The 23,644-nt window shown below is 61.8% G+C and carries 20 protein-coding genes; 12 read left to right on the top strand and 8 right to left on the bottom strand.

Annotated elements, in window-relative coordinates:
- Positions 1-65: 65 nt before the first annotated feature.
- Entirely contained in the window at positions 66-656 is a 591-nt protein-coding gene (locus OZ911_RS16645; protein WP_012314175.1) for an amino acid synthesis family protein, read from the bottom strand.
- Between the two features lie 142 nt (positions 657-798).
- On the opposite strand from OZ911_RS16645, the gene OZ911_RS16640 reads away from it, so the two are divergent.
- The 12 genes from OZ911_RS16640 (at position 799) to OZ911_RS16585 (ending at position 13,740) form a co-directional block, all read left to right on the top strand.
- Positions 799-2,592 (top strand): helix-turn-helix domain-containing protein, encoded by a 1,794-nt coding sequence (locus OZ911_RS16640; RefSeq protein ID WP_012314176.1) that lies wholly within the window; start codon positions 799-801, stop codon positions 2,590-2,592.
- Positions 2,593-2,751: 159 nt separating this feature from the next.
- Positions 2,752-3,723, top strand: a complete 972-nt coding sequence (locus OZ911_RS16635) for a flavin reductase family protein (RefSeq protein ID WP_012314177.1) — start codon at positions 2,752-2,754, stop codon at positions 3,721-3,723.
- 25 nt (positions 3,724-3,748) lie between these two features.
- Positions 3,749-5,260 (top strand): aldehyde dehydrogenase, encoded by a 1,512-nt coding sequence (locus tag OZ911_RS16630; RefSeq protein WP_012314178.1) that lies wholly within the window; start codon positions 3,749-3,751, stop codon positions 5,258-5,260.
- 39 nt (positions 5,261-5,299) lie between these two features.
- Positions 5,300-6,364, top strand: a complete 1,065-nt coding sequence (locus OZ911_RS16625; RefSeq protein WP_012314179.1) for an LLM class flavin-dependent oxidoreductase — start codon at positions 5,300-5,302, stop codon at positions 6,362-6,364.
- An 18-nt stretch (positions 6,365-6,382) separates the two neighbouring features.
- Positions 6,383-7,210: an alpha/beta fold hydrolase gene (locus OZ911_RS16620; protein WP_012314180.1), complete on the top strand. Its 828-nt coding sequence runs from the start codon at positions 6,383-6,385 to the stop codon at positions 7,208-7,210.
- Between the two features lie 233 nt (positions 7,211-7,443).
- Complete coding sequence (locus OZ911_RS16615) at positions 7,444-8,622, top strand: quaternary amine ABC transporter ATP-binding protein (RefSeq protein ID WP_012314181.1); 1,179 nt, start codon at positions 7,444-7,446, stop codon at positions 8,620-8,622.
- A complete protein-coding gene (locus OZ911_RS16610; protein ID WP_012314182.1) occupies positions 8,615-9,529 on the top strand; it encodes an ABC transporter permease in 915 nt (304 codons plus the stop codon). Before OZ911_RS16615 ends, OZ911_RS16610 begins: the two co-directional genes overlap by 8 nt.
- Positions 9,530-9,604: 75 nt before the next feature.
- Positions 9,605-10,618: a glycine betaine/L-proline ABC transporter substrate-binding protein ProX gene (gene proX, locus OZ911_RS16605; protein WP_102667721.1), complete on the top strand. Its 1,014-nt coding sequence runs from the start codon at positions 9,605-9,607 to the stop codon at positions 10,616-10,618.
- 61 nt (positions 10,619-10,679) lie between these two features.
- Complete coding sequence (pcaC, locus tag OZ911_RS16600) at positions 10,680-11,051, top strand: 4-carboxymuconolactone decarboxylase (protein WP_012314184.1); 372 nt, start codon at positions 10,680-10,682, stop codon at positions 11,049-11,051.
- Positions 11,052-11,148: 97 nt separating this feature from the next.
- A complete protein-coding gene (locus tag OZ911_RS16595) occupies positions 11,149-12,168 on the top strand; it encodes an aldo/keto reductase (RefSeq protein WP_012314185.1) in 1,020 nt (339 codons plus the stop codon).
- Between the two features lie 451 nt (positions 12,169-12,619).
- Complete coding sequence (locus tag OZ911_RS16590) at positions 12,620-13,021, top strand: CidA/LrgA family protein (protein WP_012314186.1); 402 nt, start codon at positions 12,620-12,622, stop codon at positions 13,019-13,021.
- Positions 13,018-13,740 (top strand): LrgB family protein, encoded by a 723-nt coding sequence (locus OZ911_RS16585; RefSeq protein WP_042111395.1) that lies wholly within the window; start codon positions 13,018-13,020, stop codon positions 13,738-13,740. The genes OZ911_RS16590 and OZ911_RS16585 overlap by 4 nt, the downstream gene beginning before the upstream one ends.
- A 14-nt stretch (positions 13,741-13,754) precedes the next feature.
- Here OZ911_RS16585 and OZ911_RS16580 read toward each other — a convergent pair whose 3' ends face one another.
- The 7 genes from OZ911_RS16580 to glcD all read right to left on the bottom strand — a co-directional run bounded on the left by OZ911_RS16580 (position 13,755) and on the right by glcD (position 23,561).
- The gene (locus OZ911_RS16580; RefSeq protein ID WP_004577328.1) at positions 13,755-14,999 is read right to left on the bottom strand and encodes a malic enzyme-like NAD(P)-binding protein; all 1,245 of its coding nucleotides are present in this window, start codon (positions 14,997-14,999) and stop codon (positions 13,755-13,757) included.
- Between the two features lie 61 nt (positions 15,000-15,060).
- Complete coding sequence (locus tag OZ911_RS16575) at positions 15,061-16,746, bottom strand: lactate permease LctP family transporter (protein ID WP_012314188.1); 1,686 nt, start codon at positions 16,744-16,746, stop codon at positions 15,061-15,063.
- A 216-nt stretch (positions 16,747-16,962) separates the two neighbouring features.
- Positions 16,963-19,140: a malate synthase G gene (locus OZ911_RS16570; protein ID WP_012314189.1), complete on the bottom strand. Its 2,178-nt coding sequence runs from the start codon at positions 19,138-19,140 to the stop codon at positions 16,963-16,965.
- A 45-nt stretch (positions 19,141-19,185) separates the two neighbouring features.
- Positions 19,186-19,584 carry a heme-binding protein gene (locus tag OZ911_RS16565; RefSeq protein WP_004577331.1) on the bottom strand — a complete coding sequence of 133 codons (399 nt, stop codon included), beginning with the start codon at positions 19,582-19,584 and terminating at the stop codon, positions 19,186-19,188.
- Between the two features lie 198 nt (positions 19,585-19,782).
- Entirely contained in the window at positions 19,783-21,000 is a 1,218-nt protein-coding gene (gene glcF, locus OZ911_RS16560) for a glycolate oxidase subunit GlcF (protein WP_012314190.1), read from the bottom strand.
- A gap of 9 nt (positions 21,001-21,009) precedes the next feature.
- Positions 21,010-22,062, bottom strand: a complete 1,053-nt coding sequence (gene glcE / locus OZ911_RS16555) for a glycolate oxidase subunit GlcE (RefSeq protein ID WP_012314191.1) — start codon at positions 22,060-22,062, stop codon at positions 21,010-21,012.
- Positions 22,062-23,561: a glycolate oxidase subunit GlcD gene (glcD, locus tag OZ911_RS16550; protein WP_004577334.1), complete on the bottom strand. Its 1,500-nt coding sequence runs from the start codon at positions 23,559-23,561 to the stop codon at positions 22,062-22,064. Before glcD ends, glcE begins: the two co-directional genes overlap by 1 nt.
- Positions 23,562-23,644: the final 83 nt, after the last annotated feature.

Here is a 23,644-nt window from a genome sequence, read left to right as displayed (position 1 = left end):
GATGTGGATCCCGCGTGTGGAACTGCCGACGCAAAGGAACAGTCGTCAGATGTTCATGCGGGATGTCAGGCACGCTTGCGTTCTGCGGCAATATCTTCCAGGTCCTTGAATCGATCGCCGATGCGTGGGTGGACACGCCCGCCATCACTGGCACCAATGGCGATGACAATCTCGTCAGGGCCAGGTGCGTCGGCGATCTGGAAGGTGGAGGTGATGAAGTGCGAGCGCTTACCCGTCTCGGACTTGTGGATCATCGGTACGCTGAGCAACGCGCCCGCGCCAACCCGGGTGTTGATGAAGCTGAGAAACGCCGTGCCATCCACCGCCTCGCGGTACACGTCGCCAAAGCGCAGGGTGTGGATCAGTGCGGCGGCGTGCTCGATCTCGCCGCTGGTGCCCACCACCGCGGCTTTCCCATAGGCCTGTACGTGCTCTTTGGGCAGGTGGGCCACCAGCGCCGCGGACATCATTTTGCCCAACTCGGGTGCCAGGCGAACGATCTCGGGACTCAGGTCTTCGACGAAACCTTCGCCGGCCCAAGGGTTGCGCAGCACGGCCGCGACAACCACCGAGGTAATCGGCCTGGGTGCGTCCTTGCCGCCTTCCTGATGGGTAGTTTCGATAAACGTCACGATCTTGCGGATATCAGCGGGCATCAAAGCCTCCAGGACAGTGGGCCATGTGGAATTGAAGGCCATGCTAGTCACTGATTCGGAGCGAATCTTCCGTCGAACCATCGCAAGATTCTGTTATTTTTCCTCTGATTCGATTAATCCTTATCGGTGGAAGGGGTCCCCGATGCCTGAACAACAAGAAAAAATCACGGCGTTGCGGCGGGTGGCGAGCCAGATCAGTTCCGACGAGGACCTGGAATCGTTGCTCGGTGAGTTGACCCGCTCAGCCTGCCAGCAAGGCGGCTGGGATCTAGGGTCTGTGATGTGCATTGATCTCGCTCACGGTTACGGTGTGGTCATGGCACGGTATGAGAGCAGCCGTTTGCCGCAGAAAATGCAGGACCGCTGGGAACTGGCGACCAGTCCCTCGCTAATCGCGTTGCAGAGTGGGGAGCCGGTCTACATCCGCGATGCCCAGCACACGACACGCTTTCCGGGCTATCGGCGTGACGCCCTGGCACGCAACTACCGAACCGTACTGGCCCTGCCGATGCCCAGCAGCGACGCTGAAGGACGTCCGATGGTGCTCACTGTCATTTCTCGCTCGGTCAGGGAGGTGGCCGAGGAGGACCTGACCTTCATGGCCGCGGTGGTTGATCTGGGGGCGATCGCGGTGGACCGTGCCCATCGACGCCGTGCGCAACTGGAAGCCAATGAGCAGTTACAACGCATCCTCGGTTCGCAGCGTTCGCTGTTACGCAACGTGCTGGCGGGCGACTCGTTGCAAGCCTTGGCCGCCACCCTGGGAGAGTTGCTCGGTGGTGCGGTACTGGTGGCGGATTTCTCCGCCGGCCACGTGGTCGGCTCGGCTTCGGCCTTGCCGGCGCTGTACGACGACACGCAATGGACACGCTGGCTGGCTGGCAGCGGCGGGCGCGAACTGCTGGGCTACATTCACGACACCTTGCAGCATCAGCGTGACGGTCAGGTGATGCTGCCGCTTGAGGGAGAGCATCGGCTCGCGGCGCACATCGAAGCGCTGACGGTGGATGATGAACAGGTCGGTGCGCTGCTGGTCGTGGGTGATGCGCCGCCCGACACCCTGCGCAAGCTGCTCCTGGAGAACGCCTGCTTCGCCTTGAGCGTGCAATTGATGCGCAGCGTGATCCGCTACCGCTTTGAGACCCGCACCCTGACCGAGTTGTTTTCCGAGATCGTCGAGCGCCGCTTCCGCGATTCGGAGGATGTCCTCGCGCGCGCCCGGCGCCTCGGCTTGCCGTTGGCCGCGCCGCTGCGCATGTTAGTCGTGGATTTTGCAGGTCATGGAAGCCATCGAAACAATCTGATGCTCGAATGCAGTCGGCAGGTTTCCGGCCTGGCCAAGCAGTTGCAAGTGCCCATGCACATGGTCACCCTAGGTAGCGGCCTGGTTTGTCTACTGCCGGTAGACGCCGAGCAGGTGGCGGTGCAAGCGCGGTTTGGCCGGCGTATCGCCGATGCCCTCGGGCGTGTGCTAGGCCATGAGCCGATCGTGGTGCTGGGAGAAACGTTCGAGGGGCTCGAGCCTTTGGCCATCGAGTGGGAGCGCTGTTGGCGGATGATCCGCGTGGCCCGTGACTACGGGCGCAGCGGCATGCTCGAAATGCCGGACCTGGGTGCGCTACCGCTGCTCATCGGCGCCGCCGACGCCACCGATGTGCGGCACTTCATTAGCGGCACTCTGGGCAAGCTGATCGAGTATGACAAGCGCAACTCTGCACCTTACCTGGAGACCGTGACGGCTTACCTGCGCTCAGGTTGTCGCAGCCAGTTGGCCGCCGATGCGATGGGCTTGCACGTGACCACGCTGCGTTACCGGCTGGCACGGATTCAAGAGCTGTTCGGTCTGGACTTCGATACTCCTGAGCGGCGTTTCGCCCTTGAACTAGCGCTGCAGTTACACCAACTGACTACCGGCGCAGAACTCGGCAAAAGATGAGGGGCAGGACTACCTCGGGTGAGGCGCAGGGGTAGTCTGCTTTGCTCTTAAACCGAGAATAAATAACCGATTATTCCTCCATACCTAGGAAGAACCCTGCCTGTCACCGTCCCTATAGTTGACCTCAATCAATGCAACGGCATTCTTGAGGTGAGTGACATGCAGACCGTTGAACACGAATACAAGACGATAGACCCAATGGCCCTGCGCCGTGCCTTCGGTACGTTCGTCACCGGGGTAACCGTGGTCACAACCCGTGACGAGCAGGGCAGCCCAAGGGGCATGACGGCCAATTCGTTCACCTCCGTTTCGCTTGATCCGGCGTTGCTGCTGGTGTGCATTGGCAAGGGTGCAGCGAGCTATCCGGTGTTCCTGCAGGCCGACAGCTTTGCCGTCAACCTGCTGCACGAAGGGCAGGTCGCGCTTTCCAACGTCTTCGCCTCCAAAGCCCCCGACAAATTCGACCAGGTTAGCCACGTCGCGGTGCACACCGGGGCACCGGTGCTGACCGATTGCCTGACCTGGTTCGACTGCACGGTGCACCAGTGCATCGATGCTGGTGACCATATCATCCTGCTCGGCCAGGTCCAGGCGTTCGGTACCAGCCCAGAGGCGCCGTTGGGTTTCTGTCGCGGCCGCTATGCCCAGGTCAAGGACCCGCTGCCACCGGGCTGGCTCTCGGCGAGCGACATGATCACCGGCTACCTGATCGAATCCGAAGGGCGCTTGCTCCTGGCCGAGGATGGCAAGGGCGGCTGGGTGCTGCCGACCGCTTCGCGTCGACTCAAGGACGGCCGTCTGCCGCTGTCCGTGGGCGGCGAGTTGGCTCTGTTGCCCGATGACACCTTCCTCTATTCGGTGTTCGACACCGCCGATAACGACCCGGGTTATCTGATCTATCGCGCCAAACTGGGCGAGTCGCTGCTGGAGGGTGCGTTGCCGCCTTCGCTGCACTTCTTCTCCCTCGATCAACTGCCCTACGAAACCATTATCTCCCACGAGATACGCGCCATGTTGCAGCGCTATGCGCGTGAGACCGAGCGCGGCAGCTTCGGCATCTACATGGACTCCCAGGAGGGCGGGCGTGTCGCGATGGTCGGCAGCGCGCAGAGCTGGGACAAAGCCTACTGAGTCAGAAATCAGGAGTTGATCACACATGCAAACCACACTGCAAAGCCTGCAAGGCTCCCGGCAGCAACTGTTCATCGACGGCCAGTTCACCGTCGCCCAGAGCGGCGAGTTCCTGCCCAGTTTTGACCCGACCACCGGGCAACCCTGGTACGAATTTTCCCAGGCCGATGCTCGGGACGTTGATGCAGCGGTACGTAGCGCACAGGCCGCATTGAAAGGCGCTGCCTGGCGTCGCATGACGCAAACTGAGCGCGGCAAGCTGGTGCGCCGACTGGGTGAGCTGGTTGCGGTTCATGCCGACGAGTTGGCGCGCATCGAGTGCCGCGACAACGGCAAGCTGCTCAAGGAAATGGTGGCGCAGATGCGCGGCCTGCCTGACTCGTTCTACTACTTCGCCGGCATGGCCGACAAGCTGCAGGGCGACACCATCCCGGTCAATAAGCTCGATGCGCTGAACTACAACCTGCGTGAGCCGATTGGCGTGGTGGCCATGATCACGCCTTGGAACTCGCCGTTGATGCTGCTCACCGGCACCCTGGCACCGTGCTTGGCGATCGGTAACACCGTCGTCATCAAACCGTCCGAACACACCAGCGCATCGACCTTGGCGTTGGCCGAACTGGCGATCCAGGCCGGTATTCCGCCGGGAGTGATCAACGTGGTGACGGGCGACGGCCCGACGACCGGCGAGGCGCTCAGTCGCCACCCCGGCGTTGCCAAATTGGTGTTTACCGGCAGCACTGCCACTGGCCGCAAAATCGCCGCCAATGCGGCGCAGAACCTGGTGTCGTGCCAGATGGAACTGGGCGGTAAATCACCCCATGTGGTGTTCGCCGACGCCAACATCGAATATGCGGTCAACGGCGTGGTCGCCGGTGTGTTCGCCGCCGCCGGGCAGACCTGCGTCGCTGGCTCGCGCTGCTTTGTCGAGTCCTCGATCTATCCCGCGTTCGTCGATGCGCTGGTCGAGCGCGCACGGCGGATCAAGGTCGGCCACCCGACCATGGAAGACACCGATATCGGCCCGCTGGCGCTGGCCGCGCAGTTGGAGAAAGTCGAGCACTACGTCGATTCAGCGATCCGAGAAGGGGCCCGGGTCGCCGTGGGCGGTCGGCGCGCGGCTGAAGCGGTGCGAGACGGTGGCTGGTACTTCGAACCGACGGTCATCGTCGATGCGCGCAACGACATGCGCTTCATGCGCGATGAAATCTTCGGCCCGGTGGTCGGGGTCGTGCCCTTCGATACCGAGGCGCAACTGATCGAACTGGCCAACGACACCGAGTACGGCCTTGCCGCCGGTGTTTGGACCCGAGACATTAGCCGCGCCATGCGCTTTGCCCGTGACGTCGACGCCGGCACGGTCTGGATCAACACCTATCGCTCGACGGCCTATATGTCGTCGAACGGCGGCATGAAAAACAGCGGCTATGGCATTCGCGGCGGTTTCGAGGTGATGCGTGAGTTCTCGCGCCTGAAGAACGTGCTGGTGGACTATTCCGAGACCTTGCAAGACCCATTCGTCATCCGCCTGCGCTGATTGCGCTTGCCCAACCCCACACGACTGGAGACAACAACAATGAAATTCGCAGTTTCCCTGAGCATGGAGCGCTTCAACCCCGAGGAGCGGATGAGCGACAAGATCCACAACTTCCTCAAGCTGGTGCGCATGGCCGATGAGGGTGGCTTCGAGACCCTGTGGACCGCCGAGCACCATACGCTCGAGTGCACGATCTCGCCCAACCCATTCATTACGCTGACCTGGCTGGCCCAGCACACGCAGAACATTCGTCTCGGCACCTCGACGCTGGTGGCGCCGTACTGGTCGCCGATACGCCTGGCGGGTGAGTCCGCCTTGTGTGACCACCTGACAGGTGGGCGCCTGGAGTTCGGCATCGCCCGCGGTGCCTACCAATACGAGTTCGACCGCATGGCCGGCGGCATCCCGCAGCAAGAAGGGGTGGCCTACATGAAAGAGTTGTTGCCGGCAGTGAAAAAGCTCTGGCAGGGAGATTATGCCCACGACGGCCATTACTGGAAGTTCCCGGTCGCGACCTCGGTACCCAAGCCGCTGCAGCAGCCACACCCGCCAATCTGGGTAGCCACACGTGATCCGGCAAGCTTTGACTGGGCCGTCAGTGTCGGCGCCAACATCCTCTCCACGCCGTTGTCAGCACCGGCCAGCGAAGTCGTCGTACTGGGTGAGAAGTTCCGCAAGGCGGTGGCCGACCATCCCGAGGTACCGCGCCCGCGCTTCATGATGCAGCGCCGCACCTGTGTCTACGACCGTGAGCAGGACTGGGAAGTGGCCGTGCGCCACAGCATCGACTACGGGCGCGCCTTCGAGAACCTGATGCAGAACATCGGCACCGTGAACAACGGCTTCCCCGAGGCGGTACCCTATGAACTGGTGGCCAACCGCGATAGCTACAACCCCGAGGCGATCCGTGAGAACCTGATGTTCGGTACCCCTGACGAGATCATCCGCAAGCTGGAATTGTACGAGGCGCAAGGGGTCGACCAGTTCTGCCTGGGGTTGGCCTTCAACCTCCCGTTCGAGTTGCAGGAGAAGACGCTGCGCCTGTTCATCGACGAAGTCATGCCGCATTTCGCCCGTCGCGCCGCCGCGCGTCAGGCCGATTGAGACGGACAGGGAGCGCATATGCTGACGCAAACCTCCGACCCATCGGGCATGATCCAGGGCACCCTGGCCACCGGCGGCATCGAACTGAACTACCGCCTGCAGGGGCGCGGCCCGCGCCCGCTGGTATGCATCCACGGTGTGGGCTCATACCTGGAAGCCTGGGACGCGGTTGCCAGCCACCTGGTCGAGGACTTTCGCATCCTCACCTTCGACCTGCGCGGCCACGGGCGTTCCTCGCGGGTGTACGGCCGCTACGAGATCGACGACTTCGTCGGCGACACCTTGGCGTTGGCCGCTCACGTGGGCTTCGACACCTTCGACCTGGCCGGTTTCTCCCTGGGCGGCCTGATTGCCCAGCGCCTGGCCTTACAGCACCCGCACCGGCTGCGGCGCCTGGCGCTGCTGGCCACGGTCTCTGGGCGCACCCGCGAGGAACGCACGCGGGTACTGGAGCGTCTGGCGGCGTTGCAGGAGGGCGAACGCGGCTCGCACCATGATGCCTCGCTGTCTCGCTGGCTGTCGGAGGACTTCCAGGCGCGCAATCCGGAACTAATCGCCTGCCTGCGCCAGCGTGACGCCGAGAACGACCCTCAGTGCTATGCGGCAGCGTACCGGGTGCTGGCTGAGACCGACTATGGCGGTTTCATCGACCAAATCCAGGTACCTACCCTGATCGCCACCGGCGAGCAGGACCAGGGCTCTAACCCGCGCATGGCGACTTTCATGCACGAATGCATCCCAGGCTCCAGGCTTGAAATCCTGCCGGGGTTGCGCCACTCGATCCTGATCGAGGCACCGCAGCAGGTCGCCGGCCTATTGCATGAGTTCTTCATGGACGATCAGTGAGTGGACGGACACGCCACCAAACTCGCTGCGGCGGGGGGTGTCGGTCCGGTCAGTGAGATTCTGTTTGCTACGAGAGTGCTGGCAATGAACATCGAAAAACGCATCCCCCGAATAAAAAGCGGTTCGATATCCCTCCACCTGGCCGCCTTGCGTGAGGCCGGGCCTTCATCGACTGCCGTGTCCCCGCGAACTCAGTTCGCGGGCCATCCGAACTTGCACGAGGAGTCGCAGCCATGACTGACCGACTGGTCATTGAGAATCTCTACAAGGTGTTCAGCGACAAACCCGGCCCAGCGCTAGCGATGCTGCGCGAAGGCAAGGGTCGCGCCGAGGTGCTGGACACCCTGAGCCAGGTGGTGGGCGTGGACGACGTGTCGCTGCGCATCCCGTCCGGCTCGATCTACATGATCATGGGCCTGTCCGGCTCGGGCAAATCTACTCTGGCGCGCTGCATCAATCGCCTCAACGAGCCCAGCGCCGGACGCATCCTGCTTGACGGCGAGGACCTCTGCGCGCTGGACGAAGCGGGCCTGCGCGAGGTGCGCCGCTCCCGGATCTCCATGGTGTTCCAGCACTTCGGCCTGCTGCCCAACCGGCGGGTGATCGAGAACGTCGAGTTCGGTCTGAAGATGCGCGGCACCGCGCCGGCCCAGCGCCGCGCCCGAGCCGAGGAAGTGTTGGCGGTGGTGGGCTTGAGCAAGTGGGCCTACCACATGCCCCATGAGCTCAGCGGCGGCATGCGTCAACGTGTTGGCCTGGCCCGGGCACTGGCCACCGACGCCGACGTGCTGATCATGGATGAGGCGTTCAGCGCCCTCGATCCATTGATCCGCACCGAGATGCAGGATGAACTGCTGCGCCTGCAACGCACCCTGAACAAGACCATCCTGTTCATCACCCACGACTTCCAGGAAGCGCTCAAGCTCGGCTCACGCATTGCCATCATGTCCGAAGGCCGGGTGGTCCGCGAGGGCACGCCGCAGTCAATTGTCATGGAACCGGGCAGCGAGTACGTGGCCGGCTTCACCCGCGAGGTCGACCGCGCCCGGGTGTTCGACGCCGCTTCCGTGATGACCGTGCTTACGCCGGTGTGGCGTGGCGAAGGCCGCACCTTGCTGGGTGCCAACAGCCAGGGACCGGGGTTCCTGGTCGATGGCGAGCAGCGGCTACTGGGCATCCTCAGCCAGCAGCAGGTTGCCCTAGCCCGCAGCGGCCAGCAGGCGCCGCAGCCGGCTGCAGGCTTCACTTGCGTGCCGAGCACGGCACGGCTGGTGGACGTCGCACCGCAGTGCATTGGTGGCCAACCAGTGGGAGTCACGGACGAGTCCGGGCGACTGCTCGGGTTCCTGGATGCGGGGCATATTCTCGCCCGTATTGGCGCCGCACAGGGCGTGGAGGTGCGACATGCTTGAAGCCAACGACCTGGCGGTGTTCCCCATCGCCGACTGGATACAAAACGGTGTGCAGTGGCTGGCGGAGAACTTCCGTCCGCTGTTCTCCAGCCTGAAGTGGCCAATCGAGCAGTTGCTCAACTTCGTCGACGGCGCCTTCCATGCCATGCCGTTCCCGGTGATGGTGCTGTTGACCTTCGTGCTGTTCTGGCGCCTGGCCAACCTTCGCGTGGCGCTCTTTAGCGTTGCCGCTTACGTGACCATCGCGGTGCTTGGGGTGTGGTCGGAGGCGATGACCACACTGTCGCTGATCACCACCGCCATCGTGTTCTGCGCGGTAATTGGTATCCCTATCGGCATCTGGTGCGCACGCAGCCCTGGGGCATGGATGGTGGTGCGTCCAGTACTGGACGTGATGCAGACCACGCCGACCTTCGTGTACCTGGTACCGGTGGTGATGCTGTTCGGTGTCGGCAATGTTCCCGGTGAAGTAGCGGTGGCCACCGCGGCGATGCCGCCATTGATCCGCTTCACCCAGTTGGGCATCTGCATGGTCGACAGCGAGATCGTCGAGGCCGGCCAGGCGTTCGGTGCCAACAAGTGGCAGCTGTTGTGGGAGGTGCAACTCCCGCTGGCGATGCCGACCATCCTCGGCGGCCTGAACCAGACGGTGCTGACCGCGATGGTGATGTCGGTGGTGATCTCGATGATCGGCGCCGAGGGCTTGGGCCTGGTGGTGCTGCAGGGCATCGGCCGACTCGACGTCGGTGGCGCGGCGGTCGGCGGCATCGCCATTGTGCTGCTGGCGATCATGCTTGACCGGTTCTCCCAGGCACTGGGCGCGCCCCGGTCAGGCAAGGCCCTGACCTTTAAAAGCGTGCTCCGCCGCTGCCTGCGCGGAGAGCGCCTGCTGTCCCAGGGGCGCTGAGCCGCAGCACCTTGCTTGATGCGTTTGCGTGTGTGTCACAACCCGATAACGAGCATAAAAAGAAGGTAGACAACGATGAACATGTTTCACAAGACGCTCGCCTGTGCCGCCGTACTATTGGCCCTGACGGGCACCGCCCGAGCCGAGGGGTTGCCTGGCGATGGCCGGACCATCCGCTATGCCCAGGACAGCAGCTTGGGCGGTAACTATGTGGTGGCGCAGATCGTCTCCGACGCCTTCAAGGCGCTGGGATACAAGGTCAAGCTGGTCACCCTGGACAACACCCTGTTCTTTCCCGCCGTAGCCCAACGTGACATGGACATCGGCACCGATATCACCCTGCCGCAGCGCGAACCAGGTTTTCGCGCCGTGGCAAAGGACGCCGAACTGGTGGGAGAGGGGATGATCATTGGCGGTGGCATCAACGGCTACTTGATCGACAAGAAGACCGCACTGGCCAACAACATCACCACCCTGGAACAGTTGAAAGATCCAAAGGTCGCCGCGTTGTTCGGCTCCAGTGGCAAGGCCGAGCTGACCAGCTGCGACCCGGCGTGGAGCTGTGGCAAGGTGATCGACTACCAGATGAAGGCTTTCGAGCTGACCGGCACGGTGCGCCAGGTGCGTGGCAAGTACGAGGCGCTGATGGCCGACGTGGTGACCAAGGTCAAGGGCGGCAAACCAGTGTTCTTCTACGCCTGGAGCCCGTCGTGGGTGACCAATGCGCTGGTCCCAGGTAGCGACGTGCTGTGGCTGCCTACGCCCAAGGACGCGCTGCCGCCGGACATTCCCAACGACGGCTCGGCGCTGGTCAAGGACGTCGAGGGCTGCGCCGGCGATGCCAACCCGTGCCGTATGGCCATGGGGTCGTGGAACTACCACACGGTGGCGAACAAGCAGTTCCTCGCCGATAACCCGGCGATCCGGCAACTGATGCAGCAGGTGCATTTCCCCACCGCCGTGTGGTCGCAGTGGGAGGCAGCGATCGGCAAGGAGGGCGGCTCGCCGGAAATGATCCGCAAGCTTGCCGACCAGTGGATCGGCGCCAACCAGGCGCAGTTCGATCAGTGGATCGCCGCGGCCAAGTGACAGTCACGCCGGGGCGGCTGGCGCCCCGGCGCTTATCCAGTATCGAAACGGAGAACCTTGCATGAATCAGGAATTGTTTGAACGCGGGCTGCAGACCCGTCGTGAAGTGTTAGGCGACGCCTACGTGGACGCCGCCCTGGCCAACGCTGATGAGTTCGGCATGCCGATGCAGGAACTGGTGTCGCAATACTGCTGGGGCGATGTATGGAACCGACCGGGCCTGGACCGGCGCACCCGTAGCCTGCTCAACCTGGCCTTCATGACTGCGCTTAACCGGCCTCATGAGCTTAAGCTTCACATTCGTGGTGCGCTGAATAATGGGGTGAGCAAGGAGGAAATCCGCGAGGTGTTCCTGCAGGCGGCGATCTACGCAGGGGTGCCGGCGGCGGTGGACAGCTTCCGCTGTGCCCGTGAGGTATTCCAGCAGGGTTGATGCCCTGGCACGGGGCTCTCGCGTCAGCGCTATCGCGAGTTCGCCCCGTGACTCAGCCGCTGCAGGCACACTTCCAACCCTTCCCACGGTGATATTCATGGACTACCGCTACTTGGGCCACAGCGCCCTGAAGGTCTCCCCCTTGTGCCTGGGTACCATGATGTTCGGCGGCGCGACCGACGAACCGACCGCCCAGCGCATCATTGCCCACGCTCATGCCCAGGGTGTCAACTTCATCGACACCGCCGACGTTTACACCGGCGGTGCCGCCGAGTGTATCGTCGGCCGGGGCATCGCCTCCCAGCGCGACGACTGGGTGCTGGCCAGCAAGTTCGGCTCACCCGTCGATACTGCCCCGAACCGCCAGGGCCAGTCGCGCAAGTGGATCAACCAAGTCGTCGAGGCGAGCCTCAAGCGCCTCGGCACCGACTACCTCGACATCCTTTACTTCCACCGTGCCGTTCCCGGTGTGACCTTGGAAGAAGGCGTGCGCGCCGTCGGCGACCTGATCCGCCAGGGGAAGGTACGTTATTTCGGGGTGTCAAACTTCCGCAGTTGGTACATTGCCGAAGTGGTGCGTCTGGCCGACGATATGAGCCTGGACCGGCCGGTGGCCAGCCAGCCGCTGTATAACCTGGTCAACCGCAGCGTTGAGATCGAGCATTTGCCTGCCGCCCATCACTACGGTTTGGGTGTTGTGCCTTACAGCCCGCTGGCGCGAGGTGTTCTGACCGGCAAGTACGCTCCAGACGGCCCGCCACCGTCGGACAGCCGGGCAGGGCGCGGCGACCAGCGCATCCGCCAAACCGAATGGCGGCGCGAATCCCTGCACATTGCCCAATCGGTCGCCGCCCACGCCGCCTCACGCGGCACCAGCAGCGCTGCCTTTGCTCTGGCCTGGGTCCTCAACAACCGCTGCGTGAGCTCGGTCATCGCCGGGCCTCGCACCGAGGCGCAGTGGTACGGTTACCTAGAAGCATTGCAGGTGCGTATCGAGGAGCAGGACGAGTGCTTCGTCGACAGCCTGGTACCGCCCGGGCATTGCTCCACGCCGCACTACACTGACCCTAGCTATCCGGTCGAGGGGCGTTTCAGTTCTCCCTTGCCTGGGCGCTAATGTCCCGCCGATCGTAAGCTTCACTTGGATGGCGAGCAGACCAACTTGCTGGCGTTCAATGTCGATATTGACGCTACCCGGCCAGGCCACCGTGGCCGGGGGTATGAGGCGAAGTAGGGTAGCAAGCAAGCGATTGGCCAGCGGGCTGTGGTGGTAGCGATCAACCCTGCAGCGTTGCCTTTGAAAGGTCAGAAAGCGTGCTCGCCAAAGTATCCATGTCTTCTCCACAGCGGATACCCATTCAAATACCCTTTCCGCACAAATCATTTGCCAGTCGGGTGGTTTTCAGCGCGCCCCCGAAAGGCCAGCATGACCTCGTCGGTCCTTCCAGATGCAAAGGGGAACGGGCCATGTTCTGACTCTGTTCGGTCCATTGTACTGGTCTTCAACCTCTGGGTGGCTCAGGTTTTTAGACTGGTCGCGGGTCGCAACTTCTTAGACTGAGGTTCATATGCCCGCTGCTTTCGCCATGCTCATCGGTGCACAACTGCTGGGGGAAATTGCCCGGCGCCTGTTCCATCTGCCGTTACCTGGGCCAGTGATTGGTATGTTCCTGCTTGCAGTGGCACTGGTCACTTTTGCCAACCATTGGATTGTCCCAAGTGATGGGGCACCGGCGCCGTTGACGCAAGTGGCGCAGTCGCTGATCGGTAACATGGGATTGCTGTTTGTACCGGCTGGCGTAGGTATTGTGGCCGAGTTGGGTGTACTCGAGCGAGACTGGATACCGATTGTGGTCGGCCTTCTAGTTTCTACACTGCTTGGCCTGGTGGTCACTGGCATGGTGATGCATCACCTGACGCGTCTGGCTGAACGGCGTCAAGCATCGGCGAGTGAAGAGGATCGGGCATGATTAGTTCATTGCTTGCGTTATGGACACCATTGGCAGTCTCTCCTCTGTTATGGCTGTCACTGTCGTTGTTAGCCTTCGTGGTCGGTCAACAGGTGCAACGCCGATGTGCAGGGGCCGCCTGGGCGAACCCCGTGTTGATAGCCATCGTATTGATGGTCGTGGTATTGCAAGCGACCGGGACCGACTACGACACCTACTATGCTGGTGCGCAGTTCATCAATTTCCTCTTGGGACCAGCAACTGTCGCACTTGCGGTACCACTCGCACTTAACCTCAGCCATGTGAGGCGCAGCTTGAGTGGGGTGGGGTTGGCCCTCCTGGCCGGTTCGCTCACCACGACGCTCAGCGGTGTTGTGCTGGTCTGGTTACTGGGAGGGGATCGGAGTGTGGCGCTTTCTATGGCACCCAAATCGGTCACTACGCCAATCGCCATGGCATTGGCGGAGGAAGTTGGGGGAGTCCCCGCATTGACCGCCAGCCTGGCCATTGCCGGGGGAATCGTAGCCGCAGTCTTGGGGCGGAGTGTGTTGGGTTGGCTACGTGTCGACGACTGGCGTGCCCATGGGCTGGCTGCTGGGGTCGCCGGCAGTGGGGTAGCCGCCGCGCAGATTGCTCCGCTCAGTGGGTTGGGGGCTGCGTTCGCGGCGGTCGGCATTGGCCTTAATGGACTGTTGACCGCAGTGATCGTCCCCCTGATCAGTTCCCTGTGGCCTGCCTGAGTGTTGCTTTACCCCTATACGGGGTAATGCGCCGGGTATGGCAGGCGGGCAACGCCTGACTCGACTGCAGCCTTGGCGACTGCGCTCGAAATCGCTACCAGCAAGCGGGCATCCATCGGTTTGGGCAAGATGTAATCCCGGCCAAATGCCAGACTGTCCAGTTGATAGGCCTGCAGTACGTCACTTGGGACCGGGGTTTTGGCCAACTGTCGCAGTGCCTCTACCGCCGCAATTTTCATCGCTTCATTGATATGTCGAGCCCTCACATCCAGGGCACCACGGAAGATGAATGGGAAGCCCAGCACGTTATTCACTTGGTTGGGGTAGTCAGACCGACCGGTGGCGATGATCAGATCGTCACGCACGGATTTGGCCAACTCAGGGCTAATCTCTGGGTCAGGGTTGGAGCAGGCAAACAGGATTGGCCTCGCTGCCATATTGCCGAGTGCCTCAGGGGTCAACAGGTTCGCACCAGACAGACCCAAGAATACATCGGCGCCTTGCAAGGCCTCGTCCAGGGTGCGTGCTCCTGAGTCATTGGCGAATGCCAACTTGTGCGGATCGAGACCTTCACGACCAGAGTGGATCACGCCTTGACGGTCCAGCATATACAGCTTGTCGCGACGGGCGCCGAGTGCAACCAGCAGGTTCATGCAAGCGGTTGCTGCCGCACCGGCACCAAGACAAACGATGCGAGCGTCCTCTAAGCGCTTGTCCTGGATTTCTAGCGCATTGAGTAGACCGGCCGCAGTCACGATCGCCGTGCCATGTTGGTCGTCGTGGAAGACAGGGATGTCGCACAGCTCAATCAATTTCTGCTCAATCTCGAAGCAGTCCGGCGCCTTGATATCTTCAAGGTTGATGCCACCGAACGTGTCGGCTATGCGTGCCACGGTATCGATAAACGTCTCGGGCGTCGTGGCCTTGACCTCGATATCTACCGAATCGATGTCCGCAAAGCGCTTGAAGAGCAGTGCTTTACCCTCCATCACTGGCTTACTGGCCAGCGGGCCGAGGTTGCCGAGGCCGAGGATCGCCGAACCGTTGCTGATAACGGCGACCAAGTTGCCCTTGCTGGTATAGCGGTACGCATCATCTGGGCAGGCAGCGATAGCCCTTACTGGCTCGGCGACGCCTGGGCTGTAAGCCAAGGCAAGATCGTTGGCGGTGTTGGCCGGCTTACTCAGTTCGATACGGATTTTCCCTGGCGTGGGATGTTCATGATAGTCCAGGGCTGCTTGCTTGAAATTGGAGGTCATGGGTTCTCACCGATCATGATTGGGGTGGAAAGGCGCCGGTGAACCCGGCGCCCGGTGGGTATCAGTGCACCAGCATGCCGGTGAACACGTATGCCTGGGACAGGGTGATCAGACCGATGATGGCGGCAAAGATCAGGCTGTGCTTCAAGGTGAAGCGGAACAGATCCGACTCCTTGCCGACGATGCTGGTGGCAGCACACGCCACAGCGATCGACTGCGGCGAGATCATCTTGCCGGTTACGCCGCCACTGGTATTGGCAGCGACCAGCAGGGTGTCGCTGACGCCAATCTGGTGCGCGGTGGTGGCTTGCAGCGAGCCGAACAGGGCATTGGACGAGGTGTCGGAGCCGGTCAGGAATACCCCCAGCCAGCCCAGGAACGGCGAGAAGAACGGGAACGCCGCGCCAGTACCGGCCAGCACCAGCGCCAAGGTGGTAGACATACCGGAATAGTTGGTGACGAAGGCGAAAGCCAGCACCATGCCGATGGACAGGATCGGTAGCTTGAGTTCGACCAGGGTCTCCTTAAAGCTGACCAGTCCGGTCTTCCAGTTGATGCGCAGGACAAACATCGAGACCAGCGCCGACAGTAAGATTGCACTACCACCCGCCGACACCAAGTCGAACTTATACACCGCCGCCATTGGGGTAGGTTGGGCGACGATGGGTGCGGCCTTCATCACCAGTTGGTCCAGGTGCGGAATCTTGAACATCAGCACCAACTGCTCGAGCGCGCCACCTGGGGCGAACATCGCCTTGAATGGTTTGAGCGTCCAGATGGTTACCAGCACAGTGAGGATCAGGAACGGCGACCAAGCCTTGAGGATCTGCCCGAAGCTATACGGCGACGGCGTACTGCCGCGAGGGCCGGAGAAACCGCCCATGACCGCCGCACCGCCGGACACGCTGACCACCTCACGATCGGCGGCACGGGTCGGCTGCCAGACCTTGAGGAACAGCGTCAGCGAGACGATGCTGACCAGCGCCGAGGTGATATCCGGCAGTTCCGGGCCGATGTAATTCGAGGTCAGGTACTGAGTGATGGCAAAGCTCGCACCGGCCACCAACGCGGCAGGCCAGGTTTCTTTGACGCCGCGCCAACCATCCATGATCGCTACCAGCCAGAACGGTACGATGACCGACAGCAGCGGCAGTTGGCGTCCGGCCATGGCGCCAATCTTGAACGCGTCGATGCCAGTCACTTGCCCAGCAACGATAATCGGCACACCTAAAGCACCGAAGGCCACCGGTGCGGTGTTGGCGATCAGGCACAGCCCGGCGGCGTACAGCGGATTGAAACCCAGCCCCACAAGCAGGGCGCCGGTGATCGCCACTGGCGCGCCAAAGCCGGCCGCACCTTCGAGGAAAGCCCCGAAGGAGAAGCCGATCAGCAGTACCTGCAGGCGCTGGTCATCGGTGATCGAGAGCACCGAGCTGCGAATCACCTCGAACTGACCGCTCTTGACCGTAAGCTTGTAGAGGAATACGGCCGCGACAATGATCCAGGCGATTGGCCACAGACCATAGGCGAAGCCGTAACCGGCAGCGGCAAAGGCCATGTCCAGGGGCATGTCGTAGGCCAGGGTGGCGACGAGGATCGACAACACCAAGGTGATGGTGCCGGCGATATAGCCTTTCATGCGAAAGACGGCGAGAGCAATAAAGAAGAAAATGATCGGGATCAGCGCGACCAGGGCTGACAAGCCCAGGCTGCCGAGGGGAGTGTACATCTGTTCCCAAGTTTGCATGTTAAAAGCCTCTTTTTATTGTTGATAGCTTGTAAGGGTGATGCGGATGTTTCGACGGGGTTAGCTGGTCGAATGTGTATGACGGTGAGCAATGCCTCCTCGCTGGCAAGCCAGATCCTGTCGGTACTGGATGCTGCGAAAACGTTATTTGGGATCTCCCACAGACGCGGTGCAGTCATGTGGGAGTGAGCTCATCAGCGACGGGCAGGTACGGGTTCAGCGAGCCTGTTTGAAGCGCAACCGCCAGGCATGAAGCAGCGGCTCTGTGTAGCCACTTGGCTGCTCACGTCCCTTGAACACCAGGTCACAGGCGGCTCGGAAGGCATGGCTGCTTTCAAAGTCCGGCGCCATCGGGCGGTAGGCTTGGTCCCCAGCATTCTGCCCATCGACCACCTGAGCCATGCGCTCCAGCGCTGCACGGACTTGGCCAGTGCTAACCACACGATGGTGCAGCCAGTTCGCAATATGCTGGGCGGAGATACGCAGGGTGGCGCGGTCTTCCATCAAACCTACGTCGTGGATATCGAGCACTTTGGAACAACCAACGCCCTGTTCGATCCAGCGCACTACATAGCCAAGGATGCTCTGGCAGTTGTTATCCAGTTCTGCCTGGATCTCGGTCGGGCTCCAATTGCGATCGACACTGACCGGCACACTGAGCAGGCCTTGCAGCAACTCGGCGCGCTGGCTGTCTAGGTCGATGCGTTCCAACTCTTGTTGCACTTGACGCACGTCTACCTGGTGGTAGTGCAGCGCGTGCAGCGTCGCGGCGGTAGGCGAAGGTACCCACGCGGTGTTGGCACCGGCCTTGGGGTGAGCAATTTTCTGTTCAAGCATGGCTGCCATCAGGTCCGGCATGGCCCACATGCCCTTGCCGATTTGCGCACGTCCACGCAGGCCACAGTCCAGCCCCACCAGTACGTTGTTGCGCTCATAGGACTGGATCCAGGGAGTCGACTTCATGTCGCCCTTGCGCAGCATGGCGCCGGCTTCCATGGTCGAGTGCATCTCGTCGCCCGTACGGTCGAGGAATCCGGTATTGATGAACACCACGCGATTGGCGGCTTCGGCGATGCACGCCTTGAGGTTGATGCTGGTGCGGCGCTCCTCGTCCATGATGCCCATCTTCAAGGTATGAGGGGCCAGGCCAAGAAGATCCTCAACTCGACCAAACAGCCTGTTGGCAAATGCTACCTCAGCAGGGCCGTGCATCTTGGGCTTCACAATATAGACGCTGCCGCTACGCGAGTTGCCGCGGCGGCGCAGGTCGTGAACGGCTGCAAGGCTAGTGATTACGGCATCGAGAATTCCTTCGGGAATCTCCTGACCTTCCTGATCGAGGATGGTTGGGGTGCTCATCAGATGACCAACGTTGCGCACGAACAGCAGCGAGCGCCCCGGCAGGGTTACTGGTTTACCGTCGCGGCCCTGGTAGGTGCGGTCAGGGTTCAGGGTACGCGTGAATGCCTTCCCGTTCTTGCTCACGGTTTCAGTCAGGTTGCCCTTCATCAGGCCCAGCCAGTTACGGTAGACAGCCACCTTGTCATCGGCATCGACCGCGGCCACTGAATCTTCGCAGTCCATGATGGTGGTCAAGGCCGACTCCAGCACCAGGTCCTTGACGCCAGCGGCATCGGTGCTGCCGACTGGGCTGGTCGGGTCGATCTGGATCTCCACGTGCAAGTCATGATGCACGAGCAGTACGACGGTCGGTGACGATGCTTCGCCCTGGTGACCAACGAATTGATCCGATTGGGCCAAACCGATCGCTTCACCGCTATGCAGCGATACCCGCAATTGACCATCCACTACCTGGTAGGCGCTGGCATCGACGTGAGAACCGCCCTGCAGGGGGAAGGCCTGGTCGAGGAAGGCGCGGGCGAACGCAATGACTCGAGCGCCACGCACCGGATTGTATCCAGGCCCCTTGCTGGCGCCGCCGTCTTCGGCGATGGCGTCGGTGCCATACAGGGCATCGTACAACGAGCCCCAACGGGCATTAGCGGCGTTGAGCGCATAGCGTGCGTTCATCACCGGCACCACCAACTGCGGGCCGGCCTGCACTGCTACCTCACGGTCGACATGGTCCGTGCCGACCTTAACCTTTTCAGGTTGTGGCAGCAGATAACCGATGCTGCCAAGGAAGCGCTGATAGGCCTCCATGTCCGTTACCGACCCGGGGTGGGCGCGGTGCCAGGTATCCAATTCGCCCTGCAAGTGAACACGCTCGGCCAGCAAAGCGCGGTTGCGCGGCGCCAGATCGTGCACCAGGGCATCGAGCCCCCTCCAGAAATGATCCGACGTAATCTCGGTGCCGGGGAGCACCTCATCCTCGATGAAGTGCTTGAAGTTCTCAGCCACCTGCAAACGCTGGCATGGCACGCGCTCGGTCATTCTCGTCTCTCCTATCGCTTGGTTCATCTGTTCTTGAAGCCGCGCTCAGAGCGCAGCGATCCCGGCTGCAGCCACTTGGGCATCCTGTTCGGCCTTCACTCCGGAAACGCCCACGGCAGCAACCACTTGCCCGTCCACCCGCAGCGGAAGGCCCCCTTCGAGCGATGTCAGCAGCGGTGCGCTGACAAACGCGGTGCGCCCGCCGTTGACCATTTCCTCGTAACCCTTGGTGTCGCGTCGGCCGAGCGCTGCGCTGCGAGCCTTTTCGGTGGCGATGTAAGCAGCGATGGGGGCGCAACCATCGAGGCGCTCGAGGGCCAGCGGGTGGCCGCCGTCATCGACTACGGCGATACACACCGCCCACTGGTTACGCTGCGCCTCTTCGCGTGCGGCAGCGAGGATGCGGGCGACTTCGGCTTGTTCGAGCACAGCTTTGCGTTGCATGGTGTTCTCCTGGCTAGTGCTTCTTGCATACTGCTATGCGTTGCATGGCACTAGGTTTTCTGTGGCTATCAGTCTGGATGAGGCTTGTTAGCGGCAGAACACTTGGAAAGCGTTTTCTGCCGATACAAAAGGTATCGAATGGCACTTCGGGAACTCCCACGGACGGAACGTAGCGCCGTGGGAGATCATCGGAGTCACCTAAACGAGTGCTTCTTCCACCAGTTCAATCCAATGGCGCACAGGTGTGCGTCCAGCGCCGTCGAGGTGGGTCTGGCAGCCGATGTTGGCGGTGACGATAACTTCCGGATTGCCGCTTTCCAGGGCGTTGAGCTTGTTGTCGCGCAGTTGAAATGACAGTTCCGGCTGAGTCAGCGAATAGGTGCCTGCCGAACCGCAACACAGGTGACTGTCAGGCACGGCGGTTAGGCTGAAGCCCAGTCGCTCAAGCACACCTTCAACAGCGCCACCGAGCTTTTGTGCATGTTGCAGAGTGCAGGGGCAGTGGAAGGCCAAGCGACGATCGCCGTGGATACCCAGCCGTTCCAATGGCTCGTCGCGCAACACCTCGACCAAGTCACGAGCCAGAGTACTGACCCGCGCGGCCTTTTCGGCGTATGCAGGGTCGTCTTCGAGCAGATGGCCGTAGTCGCGCACAAAAGCGCCGCAGCCACTGGCCGTCTGTACGATGGCTTCGGCACCTGCCTCGATAGCTGGCCACCAGGCATCGATATTGCGCCGGGCGCGTTCCAAGCCCTTTTCTTGAGCATTGAGGTGGTAGTCCACTGCACCACAGCAACCGGCCTCGCGGGCCGCAGTCACAGAAATTCCCAAGCGGTCAAGCACACGTGCTGCCGCCGCATTTGTGTTGGGCGAGAGGGCAGGTTGCACGCAGCCTTCGAGCATTAGCACACGACGTGCATGCAACAGTTGAGGACGAGGCTTGGCCGGGTGCGGATGGCGCGGTAGCTTGGCTTGCAGGGTTTGCGGCAGCAACGGACGGAAGGCTTTGGCGGTGCTGGTCAAGGCCTTGAACAGTGCAGGACGCGGTACCACTGCACGCAGGCCCTCACGCAGTAGCCGCTGGCCCAGCGGGCGAGGCACCTGTTGCTCAACCACGGCGCGGCCGATGTCGAGCAGGTTGTGGTATTGCACTCCGGACGGACAGGTGGTTTCACAGTTGCGGCAGGTCAGGCAGCGGTCCAGGTGAGCTTGGGTCTTGGCCGTGACCGGCTGTCCTTCGAGCACCTGTTTGATCAGGTAAATGCGTCCGCGCGGACTATCCAACTCATCGCCCAGCAGTTGGTAGGTGGGGCAGGTGGCCGTGCAGAACCCGCAATGCACGCAGGAGCGCAGAATACGTTCGGCTTCCTCGGCACGGGGAAGACTTTTGGCTTGTTCGCTCAGATTAGTTTGCATGGTGCACTCTCAGACTTCGGCGTACAGGCGGCCCGGGTTGAAGATGCCCTGGGGATCGAGTTGCAACTTGAGATTGCGGTGGTAGCGCAGCAGCGGTGCCACCAGCGGATGGAACGACGCCGGATCTGATTTATAAAGAGTCGCATGACCGCCGATGCGGGCTACCGCCTGGCGAATCAGTTCTGCGGGGACGTCGGATTTCAACCAGCGCTGTGCGCCACCCCAGTCCAGCAACTGCCTGCCCGGCAATTCGATCGGCGCGCTGTTGTGTGGCAGCGAAAGGCGCCACAGCGGTTGAGGGGCCTCGAAGAAGCCCAGGCGTTGCTCACGCAGGTCAGTCCAATAACTACCATCGAGGTCCTCACCTCCCAGACGCTCGACCGCGGAGGCCACCGAGCCTTCGCCGCCTTCCAGGCGCAGGTGCAGGGCATGCCCGTCGTAGGAGGCTGCACTGATCGGTATCGGTTGCTGGCCCCATTCGGCCAGCTCGCCCAAGGCCTGGTGCAGGTCCATTTCCAAGCGCAGGCTCTGGCACTTGCGCGGCTTGGGTAGCACCTTCAGCGACACTTCGGTCAACACCCCCAGGCACCCGAAACTACCCGCCATCAGCCGCGAGAGATCGTAGCCAGCGACGTTCTTCATTACTTCACCACCGAAGCGCAGCAGTTTGCCGTGACCGGTGATAACGCGGGTGCCCAGTACATAGTCCCGTACCGAGCCGGCCCAAGGGCGGCGTGGGCCGGAAAGTCCGGCGGCGACCATGCCGCCGAGGGTGGCTCCAGGGCCAAAATGCGGTGGCTCGAAAGGCAGCATCTGGCCGGCGGCGTCGAGCGCGGCCTCGATGTCCACCAACGGCGTACCGGCGCGGGCGGTTAGTACCAACTCGGTGGGGTCATAGCTGACAATCCCGCGGTGGCTGCGGGTATCAAGCACCTCGCCCGTGACCGGACAGCCAAGCATATTCTTGCTGTTGCTGCCCTGAATGCGCAGAGGCGTGCGTTCGTTGAGCGCCTGATTGACCTGCTCCAGCAGGGCAGCGCTAGCGTCGTGATCGTGTCGCATCAGAAGCGCTCCAGTTCAGGGAAGGGCAACTTGCCGTGGTGCACGTGCATCGAGCCAAATTCGGCGCAGCGGTGCAGGGTAGGGATATTCTTGCCGGGGTTGAGCAGGCCCTGCGGGTCGAAGGCGTGCTTGACGGCGTGGAACAGGGTCAGCTCATCGCTGTTGAATTGCGCGCACATCTGGTTGATTTTCTCGCGGCCCACACCGTGCTCACCGGTGATGCTGCCACCGACTGCCACGCACAGCTCGAGGATCTTCCCGCCCAACGCCTCGGCACGTTCCAGTTCACCAGGCTGGTTGGCATCGAAGAGAATCAGCGGATGCATATTGCCGTCGCCGGCATGGAATACGTTGGCGACACGCAAACCGTATTGTTCCGAAAGCTCCGTGATGCCATTGAGCACGCCCGGCAACTCACGGCGTGGAATGGTGCCGTCCATGCAGTAATAGTCTGGAGAGATGCGCCCCACCGCCGGGAAGGCGTTCTTGCGTCCGGCCCAGAAGCGCGCGCGCTCGGCTTCATCGCAGGCCAGACGCACGTCGGTCGCGCCCGCAGCCCGAAGCACTGCCTCGACGCATTCGCAGTCCTCCTGCACGTCGGACTCTACGCCGTCAAGCTCGCACAACAGGATGGCAGCAGCGTCCACGGGGTAACCGGCGTGAATGAAGTCCTCCGTGGCGCGGATAGACAGGTTGTCCATCATCTCCAGCCCCCCGGGGATGATGCCGGCGGCGATGATATCGCCAACTGCGCGCCCGGCTTTTTCCACCGAGTCGAAGCTAGCCAGCAAAACGCGTGCGACCTGGGGCTTGGGCAACAGTTTGACAGTCACCTCAGTGACAATGCCCAACATGCCTTCAGAACCAGTAAACAGCGCCAACAGGTCAAACCCTGGGGCGTCTAGCGCATCGCTGCCCAAGGTCATGTACTCGCCTTCGATGGTGAGAATCTCAACCTTGAGCAGGTTGTGTACGGTTAAACCGTACTTCAGACAATGCACGCCACCTGCGTTCTCGGCGACGTTGCCGCCGATTGAGCAAGCGATCTGTGAGGAAGGATCAGGTGCGTAGTACAACCCATGAGGCGCAGCCGCCTGAGAAATCGCCAGGTTACGAACACCGGGCTGAACCCGTGCGTAACGACCTTCGGGATTGACCTCAATGATTCGGTTGAAGCGGGCCATTACCAACAGAATGCCTTGCTCCAGTGGCAGGGCGCCTCCGGATAGACCTGTGCCAGCGCCGCGTGCGACCACCGGGACCTGACGGGCATGACAAATCTTTAAAAGGGCTTGGACGTGCTCGATCCGCTTAGGCAGTACCACCAACAGCGGAACCACACGGTAGGCGGAAAGACCATCACACTCGTAGGGAAGGAGATCTTCTTGGCTGTGGAGGATTTCCAGATCTGGAAGGGACTCTTGTAGCTCAAAAAGCAGGGCAGCCTTGTCGACCCGCGGCAGGGCACCGTCGACTCGCTCATCGTAGAGAATATTCATAAGGCTCACTTGTATTTTTGTTGTTTTTTGGCGTGGCCGGGGCGCCTGGGGGGATCACCCATACGACGCTGGCTCACCAGACC

Source organism: Pseudomonas fortuita (genome assembly GCF_026898135.2).
In the GTDB taxonomy this organism is placed as follows: Bacteria; Pseudomonadota; Gammaproteobacteria; order Pseudomonadales; family Pseudomonadaceae; genus Aquipseudomonas; species Aquipseudomonas fortuita.
This window is presented reverse-complemented; position numbering and strand designations above follow the sequence as displayed.

Excerpts from the sequence above, each read along its gene's own strand:
- OZ911_RS16630 (WP_012314178.1), top strand. The coding sequence starts at position 3,749 with ATGCAAACCACACTGCAAAGCCTGCAAGGCTCCCGGCAGCAACTGTTC.
- OZ911_RS16585 (WP_042111395.1), top strand. The coding sequence starts at position 13,018 with ATGATTAGTTCATTGCTTGCGTTATGGACACCATTGGCAGTCTCTCCT.
- OZ911_RS16640 (WP_012314176.1), top strand. The coding sequence starts at position 799 with ATGCCTGAACAACAAGAAAAAATCACGGCGTTGCGGCGGGTGGCGAGC.
- OZ911_RS16635 (WP_012314177.1), top strand. The coding sequence starts at position 2,752 with ATGCAGACCGTTGAACACGAATACAAGACGATAGACCCAATGGCCCTG.
- proX (WP_102667721.1), top strand. The coding sequence starts at position 9,605 with ATGAACATGTTTCACAAGACGCTCGCCTGTGCCGCCGTACTATTGGCC.
- OZ911_RS16615 (WP_012314181.1), top strand. The coding sequence starts at position 7,444 with ATGACTGACCGACTGGTCATTGAGAATCTCTACAAGGTGTTCAGCGAC.
- OZ911_RS16610 (WP_012314182.1), top strand. The coding sequence starts at position 8,615 with ATGCTTGAAGCCAACGACCTGGCGGTGTTCCCCATCGCCGACTGGATA.
- glcE (WP_012314191.1), bottom strand. The coding sequence starts at position 22,062 with ATGCGACACGATCACGACGCTAGCGCTGCCCTGCTGGAGCAGGTCAAT.
- OZ911_RS16620 (WP_012314180.1), top strand. The coding sequence starts at position 6,383 with ATGCTGACGCAAACCTCCGACCCATCGGGCATGATCCAGGGCACCCTG.
- OZ911_RS16565 (WP_004577331.1), bottom strand. The coding sequence starts at position 19,584 with ATGCAACGCAAAGCTGTGCTCGAACAAGCCGAAGTCGCCCGCATCCTC.
- glcD (WP_004577334.1), bottom strand. The coding sequence starts at position 23,561 with ATGAATATTCTCTACGATGAGCGAGTCGACGGTGCCCTGCCGCGGGTC.
- OZ911_RS16590 (WP_012314186.1), top strand. The coding sequence starts at position 12,620 with ATGCCCGCTGCTTTCGCCATGCTCATCGGTGCACAACTGCTGGGGGAA.
- OZ911_RS16580 (WP_004577328.1), bottom strand. The coding sequence starts at position 14,999 with ATGACCTCCAATTTCAAGCAAGCAGCCCTGGACTATCATGAACATCCC.
- pcaC (WP_012314184.1), top strand. The coding sequence starts at position 10,680 with ATGAATCAGGAATTGTTTGAACGCGGGCTGCAGACCCGTCGTGAAGTG.
- glcF (WP_012314190.1), bottom strand. The coding sequence starts at position 21,000 with ATGCAAACTAATCTGAGCGAACAAGCCAAAAGTCTTCCCCGTGCCGAG.
- OZ911_RS16625 (WP_012314179.1), top strand. The coding sequence starts at position 5,300 with ATGAAATTCGCAGTTTCCCTGAGCATGGAGCGCTTCAACCCCGAGGAG.
- OZ911_RS16645 (WP_012314175.1), bottom strand. The coding sequence starts at position 656 with ATGCCCGCTGATATCCGCAAGATCGTGACGTTTATCGAAACTACCCAT.
- OZ911_RS16570 (WP_012314189.1), bottom strand. The coding sequence starts at position 19,140 with ATGACCGAGCGCGTGCCATGCCAGCGTTTGCAGGTGGCTGAGAACTTC.
- OZ911_RS16595 (WP_012314185.1), top strand. The coding sequence starts at position 11,149 with ATGGACTACCGCTACTTGGGCCACAGCGCCCTGAAGGTCTCCCCCTTG.
- OZ911_RS16575 (WP_012314188.1), bottom strand. The coding sequence starts at position 16,746 with ATGCAAACTTGGGAACAGATGTACACTCCCCTCGGCAGCCTGGGCTTG.